The 14,724-nt window shown below is 71.4% G+C and carries 15 protein-coding genes; 10 read left to right on the top strand and 5 right to left on the bottom strand.

The window, feature by feature from the left end; all coding sequences use genetic code 11:
* Positions 1–165: 165 nt before the first annotated feature.
* The 3 genes from glmU (at position 166) to ACO0E1_RS18400 (ending at position 3,421) form a co-directional block, all read left to right on the top strand.
* Positions 166–1,593: a bifunctional UDP-N-acetylglucosamine diphosphorylase/glucosamine-1-phosphate N-acetyltransferase GlmU gene (glmU, locus tag ACO0E1_RS18410; protein WP_420366565.1), complete on the top strand. Its 1,428-nt coding sequence runs from the start codon at positions 166–168 to the stop codon at positions 1,591–1,593.
* A gap of 74 nt (positions 1,594–1,667) precedes the next feature.
* Positions 1,668–2,645, top strand: coding sequence for a ribose-phosphate diphosphokinase (locus ACO0E1_RS18405; protein WP_281267087.1), 978 nt, complete (start codon positions 1,668–1,670; stop codon positions 2,643–2,645).
* Complete coding sequence (locus tag ACO0E1_RS18400; protein ID WP_479723424.1) at positions 2,642–3,421, top strand: putative protein N(5)-glutamine methyltransferase; 780 nt, start codon at positions 2,642–2,644, stop codon at positions 3,419–3,421. Before ACO0E1_RS18405 ends, ACO0E1_RS18400 begins: the two co-directional genes overlap by 4 nt.
* A 49-nt stretch (positions 3,422–3,470) precedes the next feature.
* Here ACO0E1_RS18400 and ACO0E1_RS18395 read toward each other — a convergent pair whose 3' ends face one another.
* Entirely contained in the window at positions 3,471–5,015 is a 1,545-nt protein-coding gene (locus ACO0E1_RS18395) for a molybdopterin-dependent oxidoreductase (RefSeq protein ID WP_422875492.1), read from the bottom strand.
* A 180-nt stretch (positions 5,016–5,195) separates the two neighbouring features.
* On the opposite strand from ACO0E1_RS18395, the gene ACO0E1_RS18390 reads away from it, so the two are divergent.
* On the top strand, positions 5,196–5,828 hold the full coding sequence (locus ACO0E1_RS18390) for a hypothetical protein (RefSeq protein WP_422875491.1): 633 nt from the start codon (positions 5,196–5,198) through the stop codon (positions 5,826–5,828).
* A gap of 184 nt (positions 5,829–6,012) precedes the next feature.
* Here the strand turns inward: ACO0E1_RS18390 and gndA are convergent, their stop codons facing one another.
* A complete protein-coding gene (gene gndA, locus ACO0E1_RS18385) occupies positions 6,013–7,470 on the bottom strand; it encodes an NADP-dependent phosphogluconate dehydrogenase (protein WP_422875490.1) in 1,458 nt (485 codons plus the stop codon).
* A gap of 119 nt (positions 7,471–7,589) precedes the next feature.
* Positions 7,590–7,829, bottom strand: coding sequence for an SHOCT domain-containing protein (locus ACO0E1_RS18380; protein ID WP_422875489.1), 240 nt, complete (start codon positions 7,827–7,829; stop codon positions 7,590–7,592).
* A gap of 215 nt (positions 7,830–8,044) precedes the next feature.
* Here ACO0E1_RS18380 and ACO0E1_RS18375 point away from each other — a divergent pair, with 215 nt between their 5' ends.
* The 6 genes from ACO0E1_RS18375 to ACO0E1_RS18350 are packed head-to-tail and all read left to right on the top strand — an operon-like array spanning position 8,045 to position 12,052.
* Complete coding sequence (locus tag ACO0E1_RS18375) at positions 8,045–9,334, top strand: sensor histidine kinase (protein WP_422875488.1); 1,290 nt, start codon at positions 8,045–8,047, stop codon at positions 9,332–9,334.
* Positions 9,331–10,005: a response regulator gene (locus tag ACO0E1_RS18370; RefSeq protein ID WP_422875487.1), complete on the top strand. Its 675-nt coding sequence runs from the start codon at positions 9,331–9,333 to the stop codon at positions 10,003–10,005. The genes ACO0E1_RS18375 and ACO0E1_RS18370 overlap by 4 nt, the downstream gene beginning before the upstream one ends.
* A 44-nt stretch (positions 10,006–10,049) precedes the next feature.
* Positions 10,050–10,253: a DUF6290 family protein gene (locus ACO0E1_RS18365; RefSeq protein ID WP_402729000.1), complete on the top strand. Its 204-nt coding sequence runs from the start codon at positions 10,050–10,052 to the stop codon at positions 10,251–10,253.
* Positions 10,250–10,627, top strand: a complete 378-nt coding sequence (locus ACO0E1_RS18360) for a type II toxin-antitoxin system death-on-curing family toxin (RefSeq protein WP_422875486.1) — start codon at positions 10,250–10,252, stop codon at positions 10,625–10,627. The genes ACO0E1_RS18365 and ACO0E1_RS18360 overlap by 4 nt, the downstream gene beginning before the upstream one ends.
* A gap of 54 nt (positions 10,628–10,681) precedes the next feature.
* Complete coding sequence (locus ACO0E1_RS18355; RefSeq protein WP_422875485.1) at positions 10,682–11,455, top strand: sugar phosphate isomerase/epimerase family protein; 774 nt, start codon at positions 10,682–10,684, stop codon at positions 11,453–11,455.
* Positions 11,456–11,467: 12 nt separating this feature from the next.
* The gene (locus ACO0E1_RS18350; RefSeq protein WP_422875484.1) at positions 11,468–12,052 is read left to right on the top strand and encodes a GNAT family N-acetyltransferase; all 585 of its coding nucleotides are present in this window, start codon (positions 11,468–11,470) and stop codon (positions 12,050–12,052) included.
* Here the strand turns inward: ACO0E1_RS18350 and uxaC are convergent.
* Together uxaC and ACO0E1_RS18340 are read right to left on the bottom strand one after the other, a co-directional pair.
* Positions 12,042–13,460: a glucuronate isomerase gene (gene uxaC, locus ACO0E1_RS18345; protein ID WP_422875483.1), complete on the bottom strand. Its 1,419-nt coding sequence runs from the start codon at positions 13,458–13,460 to the stop codon at positions 12,042–12,044. The genes ACO0E1_RS18350 and uxaC overlap by 11 nt on opposite strands.
* On the bottom strand, positions 13,460–14,608 hold the full coding sequence (locus ACO0E1_RS18340; protein WP_422875482.1) for a LacI family DNA-binding transcriptional regulator: 1,149 nt from the start codon (positions 14,606–14,608) through the stop codon (positions 13,460–13,462). The genes uxaC and ACO0E1_RS18340 overlap by 1 nt, the downstream gene beginning before the upstream one ends.
* Positions 14,609–14,724: the final 116 nt, after the last annotated feature.

The raw sequence follows: 14,724 nt of genomic DNA, 5'->3' as shown, positions 1-14,724 counted from the left end.
CCCCCCGCGGTTTGGCGGCTCCCCGGGGGGGGGGGGGGGGGGGCCCCCCCCCCGGGGGGGGGGGGGGGGGGGGGGGTGCCCCCCCCCCCCCCGCCTCCCGGTCTGGTCGCGTGCCGTCCTGCTGGTGCCTTGGTGCGTCGTGGCCGGGTGGGCCAGGATGGGGGGATGACCGACCAGCGGATCGCCGTCGTCGTCCTCGCCGCCGGGCAGGGCACGCGCATGAAGTCCTCGACCCCGAAGGTGCTGCACCGGCTCGCCGGGCTGCCCCTCATCGCGCACGTCCTGCGGACGGCCGAGTCCCTCGAGCCGGAGCACATCGCCGTGGTCGTGCGGCACGAGCGCGACCTGGTCGCGGCCGAGGTCGCCGAGCGCATGCCGGACGCCCTCGTGGTGGACCAGGACGAGGTCCCCGGCACGGGGCGCGCCGTCGAGGTCGCGGTCGCCGCGCTGCCCGCCGACTTCGACGGGGCCGTCGTGGTGCTCTCCGGTGACGTCCCGCTGCTCGACGCGGTGTCGCTCCGGCAGCTCGCCGACGTGCACGGGCGCACCGGCAACGCGGTCACGTTCGTCAGCGCGATCGCACCGGATCCGACCGGTCTCGGGCGGATCGTCCGCGACGACGCCGGTGCCTTCGTGGGCGTCGTCGAACACAAGGACGCCACGGACGCGCAGCGGGAGATCACCGAGACCAACGCCGGCATCTACGCCTTCGACGCCGTGCACCTGCGTGCCGTACTGCCGTCGCTGACCACGGCGAACGCGCAAGGCGAGAAGTACATCACCGACGCCCCGGCGCTCATCGCGGCACGCGGCGGGCACATCGACGTCGTCACGCTCACCGACCCGTGGCTGGTCGCCGGGATCAACGACCGCGCGCAACTGTCCGACGCCGGACGCGAACTGAACGCCCGCATCGTCCGCGCACACCAGCGTGCAGGGGTCACCATCCAGGACCCGGCGTCGACGTGGATCGACCTCGACGTGTCCATCGAGCCGGACGCCGAGATCCTGCCGGACACGCAGCTCATCGGCGCCACCGCGATCGCCGCCGGGGCTGTGGTGGGGCCGGGTACCACGCTCCGTGACACCGAGGTGGGGGCAGGGGCCACGGTGAACCGGGTCGATGCCACCCTCGCGGTGATCGGCGACGGTGCGTCGGTCGGTCCGTTCGCCTACCTCCGGCCGGGCACCATCCTCGGTGACCAGGGCAAGATCGGCACCTTCGTGGAGACGAAGAACGCCAAGATCGGTCGCGGCAGCAAGGTCCCGCACCTGTCCTACATCGGGGACGCCGAGATCGGCGAGGACTCGAACATCGGGGCGAACACGATCACCGCGAACTACGACGGCGTGCACAAGCACCGGACCGAGGTCGGGTCGAACGTCCGCACCGGCTCGCACAACGTGTTCGTCGCCCCGGTTAGGATTGGTGACGGGGCGTACACCGGTGCAGGCACGACGGTCCGCAAGGACGTGCCGGCCGGGTCGCTCGCGATCAGCTACGCCCCACAGCGCAACACCGACGGATGGGTCGACGAACACCGACCCGGTACGCCGGCGGCCGAGGCGGCTCGGCGCGCGCGAGGCGAATGAACCACCGCGACGGCCATCGGTCGTCGGACCCTCGACACACACGGCCCTGCTGGGTCAGGGAGTGAGTACGGCACTTGTCCGGAATCAAGGCAACCGGCCAGAAACGACTCGTCCTCGTCTCGGGACGAGCACACCCGGAGCTCTCGGCGGAGATCGCGGAAGAACTCGGCGTCGACCTGGTCCCCACCGATGCGCGCACCTTCGCCAACGGTGAGCTGTACGTCCGCTTCGACGAGTCGGTCCGCGGCTGCGACGCGTTCGTCATCCAGTCGCACACCGCCCCCATCAACGAGTGGCTCATGGAGCAGCTCATCATCGTCGACGCCCTGAAGCGCGCCTCGGCGAAGCGCATCACGGTCGTCGCGCCGTTCTACCCGTACGCCCGCCAGGACAAGAAGGGCCGTGGCCGCGAGCCGATCTCGGCGCGACTCGTCGCCGACCTGTTCAAGGCCGCGGGCGCGCACCGCATCATGAGCGTCGACCTGCACGCCGCGCAGATCCAGGGGTTCTTCGACGGACCCGTCGACCACCTGTTCGCGATGCCGGTGCTGCTCGAGCGCTTCAAGGAGATCCTCGACCCGTCGACGCTGACGGTCGTCTCGCCGGACATGGGGCGCGTGCGCGTCGCCGACATCTGGTCCGAGAAGCTCGGCGCCCCGCTCGCCATCATCCACAAGCGTCGCGACCCGCTCGTCCCGAACCAGGTCACCGTGCACGAGATCGTCGGTGACGTCTCCGGCCGCTGGTGCCTGCTCGTCGACGACCTCATCGACACCGGTCGGACGATCGCGAAGGCCGCAGAGGCCCTCAAGGCAGCCGGGGCGATCGGCGTCGTCGTCGCCGCGACCCACGCCGTGTTCTCGGACCCGGCGACCGAGCTCCTGCAGAGCGAGTTCATCGACCGCGTCGTCGTGACGGACACGCTGCCCGTCCCGGTCGAGAAGCGCTGGGACCGCCTCGAGATCCTGCCGATCGCGCCGCTCCTCGCCCGCGCCATCCACGAGGTCTTCGACGACGGGTCGGTCACCTCGATGTTCGACGGAGCCGCCTGATCCACCCTGCGCGCGACGCCCTCGCCGCTCGGCTCCGGGCGGCGGGGAGCGTCTTCGCCGAGGACGAAGCCGACCTGCTGCTCGACGCCGGCGACGGCGACGCCGCCCGACTCCGGACGCTCGTGCAGCGTCGGCTCGCCGGAGAGCCGCTCGAGTACGTCCTCGGCTGGGCCGCCTTCGACGGGCACCGGATCCGGGTGACCCCCGGTGTGTTCGTGCCCCGCGCCCGGACCACCGTCGTGGTGTCACAGGCCGCGGCGCTGCTGCACCGCTACGACCGCGTGGTCGACCTGTGCTGTGGCGCCGGGGCCATCGGTGTCGCGCTGCTCGAACGGGTCGGCGCGCTCGACCTCGTCGCGGCGGACATCGACCAGGACGCGGTCGACGTCGCGGCGGAGAACATCGGCGACCGTGGCATCGTCGTCGCCGGGGACCTCTTCGCGGCACTGCCCGGCCGGTTCCGCGGTGCGGTCGACGTCATCGCCGTGAACGCCCCGTACGTCCCGACCGACGCCATCGCGACCATGCCGTCCGAGGCCCGAGAGCACGAGCACCGCGTGGCGCTCGACGGCGGTTCGGACGGCCTCGACCTGCACCGCCGGATCGCTGCAGCGGCGGGGGAGTGGCTGCGTCCGGGTGGCGCCGTCGTCATCGAGGTGTCGGAGCTGCAGTCCGCCGCGTCAGCGGCGGCGTTCGCCGACGCCGGGTTCGCGACGCGCATCGCGCGGGACGACGCCGTGGACGGGACCTGCGTGGTGGCGAGCCGACCCGCCTGACGCGCACCGAGCCTCCCGTCCGATCCTGACTGGACCGCGCGGTGTACGGTCAGCGCGCGGTCAGCGTGATCGAGTCCCAGCCGGTCGCCCCGTTCGGCGCCGGCGGCCGCTGGACGCTCGTCTGCACCTCACCGTCCGCGCTGACGGCGCGGATCTGCACCCGGTGGTCCCCGGCGGTCGCGGTCCAGCGGTAGACCCACTGCCGCCACGTGTCGGCGGACACCGAGTCGGCGAGCTCGGCGTCCTGCCAGCCGCCGTCGCCGATCTGTACCTGCACGGCCTTGACCCCGGTGTGCGGCTGCCATGCGACGCCGGCGATCGCGACCCGGTCGCCGACCGTCACGGTGCTGCCGTTCGCGGGGGTGTCGATCCGGGACTCGAGCTTGACCGGCCCGCGCTCCGACCATCCGCGCGGCGTCCAGTAGCCCTGCGCGTCGGCGAACCGGGTGACCTCCATCTCGACGACCCACTTCGTCGCGGACACGTACCCGAAGAGCCCCGGGACGACCATCCGCACCGGGAAGCCGTGCTCGGCGGGCAACGGCTCGCCGTTCATCCCGACCGCGAGCAGCGCGTCGGTGCCGTCGTCCTGCAGGACGTCGAGCGGTGTGCCTGCGGTGAACCCGTCGATGCTCCGGGAGAGCACCATGTCCGCGTCACCGGTCGGCGTCGCACGGGCGAGCAGCTCGCGGATCGGGTACCCGAGCCACAGGGCGTTGCCGATGAGGTCGCCGCCGACCTCGTTCGAGACACAGCTCATCGTCGCCATGTGCTCCTCGAGCGGCAGTGCGAGCAGCTCGTCCCAGGTCAGTGTCACCTCGTGTTCGACGGCGCCGTGGATGCGGAGGCTCCAGTCGGCGGGGTCGATCGAGGGCACGCGGAGCGCGGTGTCGATCCGGTAGAACTCCGCGTTCGGCGTGACGTACGGCGTGATCCCGGCGACGTCCAGCGATGCACCGGACGGCACGGGTGGTGCCGTGGTGACCGGAGCGGGCAGGTGCACCGCGCGACGGATCGCCGCGGCGCGCTGCATCGCGGCGGATCCGATCCGCGCACCGGTCCCGACCACGAGGGCGAGGGCCCCGGCCGTGACCGACCAGACGATGAACGCCCGGCGTTCCGGAAGAGGAGCCTCGGAGCGCGTGGGTGTCGCGCCGGCGAACTCCCACCGCCGGAGCCGGGCCGTCACGAGCCGGAGGACGATCACCGCAGCGGCGACACCGAGCACGGTCGGCGCACCGTCCCACATGCCGGAGCCCGACCGGGTCGTCACCGCCAGCAACGACAACGCACCGCCGGCCGCGAACACGAGTGCTCCGAACGGCGGACGCGCGCGTTCGAGGATGCCCGCCGCGGCCGAGATCGCGACCATGAGCACACCCATCAGCACGAAGAGTGCGACCTTGTCGCCGGTGCCGAACAGGCTGACCATGAGGTCCTTCGCACCGGCCGGCGCCAGGTCGATGACCGCGGAGCCCACCGCCACGAGCGGACTGCCGGCTCCGCCGAGCACGAGGGCACCGAGTTCGGCGGCACCGAGGAAGGCGAGCGCGGCGACGACGCCGACGGCCGCGGCCAGCAGTCGCGGCCGCATCGGGAATCGGCTGGTGGGCACGACCCGATGCTAGGTCCGCCGGGCTGTGAACGGGCAGGACCGACGAGGTTGCCGAGCGTTCAGCGTCCTCCGGTGGGGTTCCCCGCGCTGCCGTGCGAGGATCGACACGTGCTGAGCCGACCCGACCGCGTCCCGCGGAACGGACGTGCCCGCCGGCCCATGACGCCCGACCGTCGCCTCGCGGCCGTCCGCTGGGTCATCGTCGCCGTCTGGGCCGCGTTGCTCGTCGCGCGGATCATCGTCGTCGCACGGAGCCCGGAAGCCGACCTCACCGCGTTCGGCATCGCCGAGATCGCCGTCATCGTCTTCGGGGTCGGGGTGATCCTGGCGGGGGTGCTCCGGATGCAGGGGCTCCGGCGTCGGCGCGAGGACGAGTCGCTCGCACTCGCGATCCGTCGCATCGACCCCACCGTGTGGCTCGTCCCGGCGGCGCCCACCGCCGAACTCCGTGCGATGGTCGAGGGCGATCGGTCCGAGATCACCCTCGGGTCACGTGTGACGTGGGCCTTCGGTGCGACCGAGGCGTCGCTGTGGGAGCTCGACGAGCGGCGTGCGACCCGGCTGCTCGTGATCCGCTGGAGCCGGGTGATGCACGTCGGGCTCGAGGACGTGCCGGCACCGGGGGACCGCGGGGCCTGCGCCGTCGCGATGCACTACGTCCGACCGGACGACACGATCGCGGTCGCGACGTTCCACGTCCGGACGGCACCCGGGTCCCGGCGGTTGCTCGGGCGCGGGCCGAAGCTCGAGCGGCTGCTGGCGGAGCTGGCGCGGGAGCGCATCGTCGCCTGAGTGCGGGCGGGGGTCGCGGCCGCCGGGCAAGTTTCGCGCTGAGCGACACATTTCGTGCTGATCGGCGCGAGAACGGTCGCTGAGCGCGAAACTCTGTGCAGCAGCAGCAGCAGCAGCGGCACGCGAGCCACGCACGCACGAACGGGCCCCGCCGTGTGGCGAGGCCCGTTCGGTGGTGCGGCGATCAGTGCGTGGAGGGCTCCTGCTCGACCTCGCGGCGGTCGTCGTCGGACCACAGCGTGTGGAACGTGCCGTCCTTGTCGATGCGCTGGTAGGTGTGCGCCCCGAAGAAGTCGCGCTGCCCCTGGATGAGCGCGGCGGGCAAGCGGTCGGACGCGAGCGAGTCGAAGTACGACAGCGCCGACGAGAACCCCGGCGCCGGGATCCCGGACGCCGCGGCGATCCCGACGATGCGGCGCCAGGCTGCTTCGCCCTCGGCCACGGCGTTCGCGAAGTACGGGTCGACCAGCAGCGACTCGAGCTTCGGGTTCTTGTCGTACGCCTCGACGATGCGGTTGAGGAACTGTGCGCGGATGATGCAGCCGCCGCGCCAGATCTTCGCGACCGCGCCGAGGTCGATGTCCCAGCCGTACTCCTTCGCTCCGGCGATGATGAGGTCGAAGCCCTGCGCGTACGCGACGACCTTCGATGCGTAGAGCGCCGCGCGGACGTCGTCGGCGAACGTGTCCGGCACCTCGGCGATGTCCGGCCGGGACGTCACGGAGGCCTGGACCGCCGCACGCTGCGCCGGCTTCGACGACACGGCGCGGGCGAACACCGCCTCGCCGATGCCGGAGACCGGGATCCCGAGCCCGACGGCGTTCTGCACGGTCCAGACACCGGTGCCCTTGGAGCCGGCTTCGTCTCGGATGACGTCGACGAGCGGCTTGCCCGTGTCGGCGTCGCGCTGCTTGAGGATCTCACCGGTGATCTCGATCAGGTACGACTCGAGGTCGCCCTTGTTCCACTCGTCGAACACCTGCACGAGGTCCTCGACACTCAGGCCACCGGCGCGACGGAGCAGGTCGTAGGACTCCGCGATCAGCTGCATGTCGGCGTACTCGATGCCGTTGTGCACCATCTTCACGAAGTGCCCGGCGCCGTCCGTGCCGATGTGCGTCACGCAGGGCTCGCCCTCGGCGACGGCGGCGATCGACTTCAGGATCGGGCCGAGCGTCTCCCAGGCCTCCTTCGAACCGCCGGGCATGATCGACGGGCCCTTCAGCGCGCCTTCTTCGCCGCCGGAGATGCCCGTGCCGACGAAGTTGAGGTCCTTCTCGCGGAGGTCGTGCTCGCGGCGGATGGTGTCGTGGAAGTTCGCGTTGCCGCCGTCGACGATGATGTCGCCCGGCTCGAAGCGCTCGGCGAGCTGTTCGATGACGGCGTCGGTGCCCTTGCCGGCCTGCACCATGATGATCGCGGTGCGCGGCTTCGACAGCGAGGCGACGAACCCGTCGATGTCCTCGGACGCGATGAAGCCGGCGTCGCCGTGCTCCTTCAGCAGTTCCTCGGTGCGGGCGTAGGTGCGGTTGTAGACCGCGACGGTGTTCCCTTCGCGCGAAGCGAGGTTGCGCGCGAGGTTCGATCCCATGACCGCGAGGCCGATGACACCGATGTTGGCCTGTGCGTTGCTGTCTGCCACGTGAGTCTCCTTTGTCCTGACGTTCCGGGCCCAACTTACGGACCGGGACCTGGGACCGCACGGGTGTTACGGCAACCTGTGGACAGTGTTCACCGGCACCCGTGCGGTGGAGGAGCTCGCTACTTCCGGCTCAGCTCGGAGAGGCGTGCGCGGTACTCCTCGGCACCGATCTCCCCGCGGGCGAACCGGTCGGCGAGCACCGACCGGGCGTCCGAGAGTGCTCGCCAGCTCCCGCGTCGGAGCACCCCGAACACCAGGAAGACGACGAGGAACGCGAAGAAGAAGAACGCGGGGAAGACGAAGAACGGGAATCCGCCGCCGTGCCAGTACGGTGCGGCCGTCGCGAGGGTGGTGAGCATGGGGACCTCCTGGGTCGGTTGCGGTGCCGCAGATGCGACCCTCCAAGGCTCCGGTCGGGAGGCTCGCCACGCGTCCGTCCCGCAGCCCCACTTCCGCCTGCTCCCGCAGTCGTAGTGCACCCCCTCCTCACCAGCCAACTACTCCCGGGGGAGTAGTCCACAGGTCCCGCTCCCGCGGGATGCCCGGCCCGGCGACCGACCATAGGCTCGACAACATGACCTCCGATCTCCGCGACGCCGACACCCGCTGGCCGGTTCGACGACGCTTCGCGCGGGTCGGCCGGGTGATCCCGGTCGCCGTCGTGCAGATCGTGGGCACCCTTGCGGCCTCCCGGTGGTCGGGCGGGTTCGCGGACGGGACCGGTCCGCCCTGGGCTCGGCACGGCGCAGGGGGTGCGGCGTTCGACCCGATCGTCGTCGGTCCGCTGGCGGTGGCGCTGCTCGTCGCCGGCGTCGTGGCGCTGCCGTTCCGGTACCGCTGGCCGCTGACGGTCCTGGCGGTCACCCTCGCCACCACGATCGGGTACGCCCTCGTCGTGAGTCCGAGGGGTCCGTTCGTCGCGGCGCTGACGATGGCGATCGCGAACGCGTGGTTCCGCGGCAACCGGGTCCCGGTCTACGTCGCGGCCGGCATCGCGCAGGTCGTGCTGCCCACGGCCGACACGCTCGCGGGTCGTGCAGCGTTCCCGACCGTGACGACGATGTCGCTGTGCCTCGCGTGGCTCACCGCGACGATCGCGATCACCGAACTCGTGCGCGTCCGCGTCGCCCGCGTGGCAGAAGCCCGCCGTGCCCGAGCAGCTGCGGACCGGGCCCGGGCGGACGACGAACGCGTGCGCATCGCCCGGGAGCTCCACGACTCCGTGGCGCACAGCATGTCGCTCATCAACCTGCAGGCCGGTGTGGCGCTGCACCTCGGGAACGAGCTCCCGGAACAGACCAGGGACTCGCTGACGAACATCCGCGACTCCAGCAGGCAGGCCCTCGTCGAGCTCAGGACGATCCTCGGCGTACTGCGCTCGGTCGACGGAGAGCCCGGGAGCTCCGAACGGAACCCGACCCCTGGGCTCGATCGCGTCCCCGACCTCGTCGAGCGCGCTCGTGCGGCCGGGATCGACGTCGGTCTCGACGTCCGGGGTGACCTCGGCAGCGTCGGTGGGATCGTCGACCGCAACGCGTTCCGGATCGTGCAGGAGTCGGTGACCAACGTCATGAAGCACGTCCCGGAGCACACCGCGCGCGTGCTCGTCGACGTCGGCGCCGAGGTCGTGGAGGTCTCCGTGTCCGACGTCCCCGCGACGTCCGAACCCCACCTCGGGGCGCGGGCGACGAGTGGCGGCATCGGTGACTCCGGCAACGGCATCATCGGCATGCGGGAGCGAGCGACCGCCGTCGGGGGCACTCTGCGTGCCGGGCCGACCCCCGACGGCGGGTGGACGGTGCTCGCGCGGTTGCCGGTCGGCGATCGGCTGTCCGGCCCGGAGCAGTCAGGAGGCACATCGTGACCGATCCGATCCGGGTGGTGCTCGTCGACGACCAGGTGCTGGTGCGTGCGGGGCTCCGAGCGCTCGTGGATGCCGAGCCGGGCATGACCGTCGTCGGGGAAGCGGGCGACGGCGACGGCGCTGTCGAGGTCGTCTCGCGTGAGCGGCCCGACGTCGTCCTGATGGACATCCGGATGCCGGGCAGCGACGGGCTCGACGCCACCAGACGCATCTGCGCCGACGCCGCGCTCGCCGACGTGCACGTCGTGATCCTCACCACCTTCGAAGAGGACGACTACGTGTTCGACGCGATCCGTGGCGGCGCCGCCGGGTTCCTGGTCAAGGACACCGAACCCGCCGAGCTGCTGCGCGCGATCCGAACGGTGGTGGCGGGGGAGTCGTTGCTGTCGCCGCGAGCCACACGCTCCCTGGTCGAGGCGTTCGCGACCCACGCGAAGCCCAGCTCCCTGTCCCCGGAGCTCGACGTCCTGACCGACCGTGAACGCGAGGTGATGCGCCTCGTCGCGACGGGGTGCACGAACACCGAGATCGCCGAGCGGCTGTTCGTGAGCTCCGCCACCGCGAAGACCCACGTCTCCCGCGCGATGATCAAGCTCGGCGCCCGCGACCGTGCGCAGCTCGTCGTCTTCGCCTACGAGACCGGCCTCGCCACCCCGGGCTGGCAGGCCTGATGATCCTCACCCGTGCTGATACCACCGCTGATACCATCGACCGCATGGCAATGACCCTGCGGCTCGACGACGACGAAGCCGCTGCCCTCCGGCAGCGCGCGGACCTCGAAGCGCGCTCGATGCAGGACGTCGCCCGAGAAGCCATCCGCGAGTACATCGAGCAGCACAGCCGGAGCGATCTCATCGACGGGATCCTGGACCGCGAGCTGCCTCGGTACGCGGAAGCGCTCGACCGCCTCGCGCGATGATCCACCTGACCCTCGACGAGGCGCTGCACATCGCCCGTCGTTCCGTCGGCCCCGATGTCCTCGTGCGGGATCCCGGACTCCTCGAAGCCGCACTGGCCCGCGCCGCGACGACCGTCGACGGTCGTGACGCCTACGCGACCCTGGTCGACAAGGCGGCGGCGCTCGTGCACTCCGTCGTGCGGAACCACGCGCTGGTCGACGGGAACAAGCGGTTGGGCCTCATGCTGCTGATCGTCTTCCTCGGCGTGAACGGTCGGACCCTCACGATGTCGAACGACCAGGCGTACGAGTTCATCGTGGCGATCGCCGAAGGACGGCTCGACGACGTCGGCCCGATCGCCGCCGAACTCGTCGACCACGTCGCGGATCGCTGACGGCAACGGATGGCAACTCCCGGCACCGCGGCGCTCCGGGAGCACGATGGACCCATGGCCTTCAATGGGATCGGCATCGTCGCCGGCGAGCACTTGACGGATGCGGTACGGCGAGCGGGGGCGGATCACGTCGAGCCCTCGATCAGCGGCAACCTCGTCGTGCGGGGGGACGACGGCTGGCACCGCAACGAGGCGTACGCGGGGGAGCGCTTCGGGTCGTTCGCCCTCTTCGTCCCGCCGGACCTGCCGCTCCTCACCGGTGACCCCGCGGTCGTCGACGGGTACTTCCAGGCGGTGCTGCCGATCATCGCCTCGGTCGCCGAACCCGGCGCGAAGATCGTGTTCGGCTCGGGCACCGCTCGGACCGCGCCGGCAGGGATGTCGGACACCGATGCGCGAGCTCGGTTCGCACGCGTCGTCCGCGTCGCACGGGACACCGCACGCGAGCACGATCTGCGCATCGTCCTCGAACCCCTGAACCGGTCCGAGGCGAACCTGATCCACACCATCGACGAGGCCGTCCGGTTCCTCGACGAATTCGACCTCGACGGGGTCGGCGTGGTGGCCGACCTGTTCCACGTGCAGACGGAGTCCGAGTCGTTCGACGTCGTCCGCGCGCACGGCGACCGCATCGGACACGTGCACCTCTGCGACCGCGACCGCGAGGCCCCCGGTACCCGGGGCTGGCCGTGGCCGGAGTTCCTCCGAGCGGTGCAGGACGGCGGCTACCGCGGCTCGGTGTCACTCGAGTGCCACTGGCCGGACGACGCCGAGCCAGCGATGCGGAACGCGCTCGACGAGGTCCGGGCGGTCGTCGCCACCGCGTGACAAGCTCGGCGCATGTCCATCGTGGTGCGCCCGGCGACCGCGTTCGACGACGTCCGGACGATGGTCGGTCCGAAGCGCCCTGATGCGAACGTCTGCTGGTGCCTGAGCTACCGGATCCCGTCGCGGGAGAACCAGCAGCTCAGCGGGACGGCACGTGGCGACCGGGTGCGGGAGCTCGTCGCCGAGGACCCACCACCGGGTGTGCTCGCGTACGACGGTGACGAGGTCGTCGGATGGGCCGGCGTGCACCCTCGCCGTGACACCACGTTCGCGCGCAGCCGGAAGATCCCGCACGTGGACGAAGCAGACGACCGCGGTGTGTGGAGCGTGTGGTGCATCCGCGTCCGACCCGGCCACCGCGGCACGGGGATCTCGCACGACCTGTTGGACGGAGCGGTGTCGTTCGCACGGGACCACGGCGCGCGGGTGCTCGAGGGGTACCCGGTCGACAACGGCTCGTCGAAGGTCGACCTCACGATGGCCTACGTCGGCACCAGGTCCCTGTTCGAGCGCGCGGGCTTCGACCACGCGGCGGACACCACCTCGGTGCTGAACGGCTTCCCGCGTGTGCTCATGCGCCGGACGCTCAGAGCTTGAACGTCGCCTTCGGGATGTCGGACACGATCCGGCGAGCGGTGTGGACGGCGTCCTCCTCCGAGATCTGGTGCGTGACGACGAGGGACGCCAGGTACGCGGCGTCGGCACGGCGGGCCATGTCGTGTCGCGCGGGGATGGAGCAGTACGCCCGCGTGTCGTCGATGAACCCGGACGTCTTCGTGAACGACGCCGAATCGGTGATCGCGGAGCGGTACCGACCGATCGCCGCCGGGGTGTCGATGAACCACCACGGCGCACCGGCGTAGACCGCGGGGTAGAAGCCGGCGAGTGGCCCGATCTCGCGGGAGAACACGGTCTCGTCGACCGTGAACAGCACGAGGTGGAACCCGGCCGCGGTGCCGAAGGACTCGAGCAGGGGCCGGAGCGGTTCGGTGAACGAGCCGACCGCGGGCAGGTCGTGCCCGGTGTCCGGTCCGAACCGCTCGAGCGTCGGCGTGTGGTGGTTCCGGATCACGCCGGGGTGGAGCTGCATGACGAGCCCGTCCTCGACGCTCATCTCGGCCCAGCGGTAGAGCATGTCGTGCCGGTACGCGATGGCATCGGCGGCGGGGACGTCCCCGCGGAGCGCCGCGGCGTGGATGCGCTCGCGCTCCGAGGCGGACAGCGGCGTCGATCCGGCGTCCAGCACTCCGGTGTCGGTGGCCGTCGCGCCGTGGTCGATGAAGTACTGGCGACGCGCGCGCAGTGCTGCCAGCAGCCCGTCGTGGGTTCCCGTGTCGATCCCGGCGGCTTCGCCGATCGACGCGACCACGAGCCTCCAGTCCGACCGGGACGGGTCGAAGACGGCGTCGGCACGGAACGTCGGGACCACCCGGCCGTGGAAGGTCGGGTCGGCGGCGAGCCGCGCGTGCGCGGCGAGGTCATCGGCCGGGCCGTCGGTGGTGGCGAGCACCTCGATGCCGAACGAGTCGAACAGGGCGCGGGGCCGGAAGCCCGGCTCGAGCAATGCCGACGCGATGTGGTCGTACTGTGCGTCGGCGTTCGCGGTCGACGGCGCCTCGGTCAGCCCGAACACGTCGTGGAGCTCGGTCTCGAACCAGTAGCGGACCGGGGTGCCGAGGAAGTCGTCCCAGTGGGCTGCCAGCTGACGCCAAATGTCCCGTCCGGCCGGCGTGTGCGCGGGGTCCCTCCCGAGCGCGGACAGGTCGACCCCGTTCGCGTGCAGCAGCCGGAGCACGTAGTGGTCCGGCGTGATGAGGAGTGCTGCCGGGTCCGGGAACGGCTCGTCGGCGGCGATCATCGACGCGTCGACGTGCCCGTGCGGGGAGATGATCGGCGCGTCCTTGACGGCGTCGTAGACGGTGCGGGCCACCGCGGTGGCTGCCGGGTCCGCGGGGAACAGCCGGTCGGGGTGCGGCGCGAGCGTCGGGAGGGCGGCAGTGGTCATCATCGACTCCTTCGGGAAGACAGCGGGGACTGCGGGGACTGCGGGGACTTCGTGGACCGCGTGGACTGCGCGGACTGCACGGACGGTGTGGTCGGCGCGGGCCCGGTGGACTCGCGGACGGTCAGGTGGGTGGGCAGCGCGACGGCACCGCGCATGCGCTCGCCGGGGAGTTCCTCGGACGGGATCGCGCCGAGACGGCCGAGCAGCATCGTGATCGCCACGCGGCCGGCACGTTCGATGGGCGAGGTCATCGTGGTGAGCGGCGGGTTGCAGAAGTCGGCGCCGAAGATGTCGTCGCAGCCGACGATGCTCATGTCCTCGGGGACGCGGACGCCGCGCTCGCGGAGCCGGCCGAGCATGCCGATCGCGATGAGGTCGTTGAAGGCGATGCACGCGGTGGCACCGGCGTTGACCGCTGCGTCGGCTGCTGCTGCGCCGGAGTCCACGAACGGTGCGTGCGGGCCGATGCGGGCGACGCGCACGTCGAGCCGCTTCGCGACGCGGACGAGCGCCTTCCATCGCCGTTCGTTCGACCACGAACTGTCCGGACCGGCGACGTAGAGGACGTCGCGGTGTCCGAGCGAGGCGAGGTGCTGCACGGCCTGCTCGACGCCGCCCGGGGTGTCGATGAGCACGGACGGCACACCGTTCGGACGACGGTTGACGACGACGAGCGGGAACCGTTCGGCGTACCGGGCGATCTGCGTGTCGGACAGTCGCGACGCGGTGAGGACCACGCCGTCGGCCTTGGCGGAGATGGCGCTCAGCGCGGCCATCTCGGCGTCGGCCGACTCCTCGGTGTCGACGAGCAACTGCGTCCACCCCGCTGCGGCGAGCTGGTGCTGCGTGCCACGGATGACGTCGAAGTAGAAGGGGTTCGTGATGTCGGACACCAAGACGGCGACCGCGCGGGTCCGGCCGGACGTCAGTGCCCTGGCCTGCGAGTTCGGGACGTAGCCGAGCTCACGGGCGGCCTGCTGGATGCGCTGCTGCGTCGCGCGGTTGACGCGGTCGGGCAGGGACAGCGCGCGGGAGACGGTGGACGGGGCGACCCCGGTGGCGTCCGCCACGTCACGGATCGTGACCCGGCGCGACGTGTCGATCTCGGTCACGCAACCTCCAACGGTGAACCCGGTGCGACGGTGCATCGGTGACCCGAAGGTATTCGGGTCTGGCAACAAGTGGCAACCGGTTGCCGGATGTTGCCACCAGCGAGAAAGTGGTGGACGTCCCGAGCAGCGCCGCTCGGGAGGAGGTCTCGAGG

The organism is Curtobacterium guangdongense (genome assembly GCF_049341845.1).
In the GTDB taxonomy this organism is placed as follows: domain Bacteria; phylum Actinomycetota; class Actinomycetes; order Actinomycetales; family Microbacteriaceae; genus Curtobacterium; species Curtobacterium guangdongense.
This window is presented reverse-complemented; position numbering and strand designations above follow the sequence as displayed.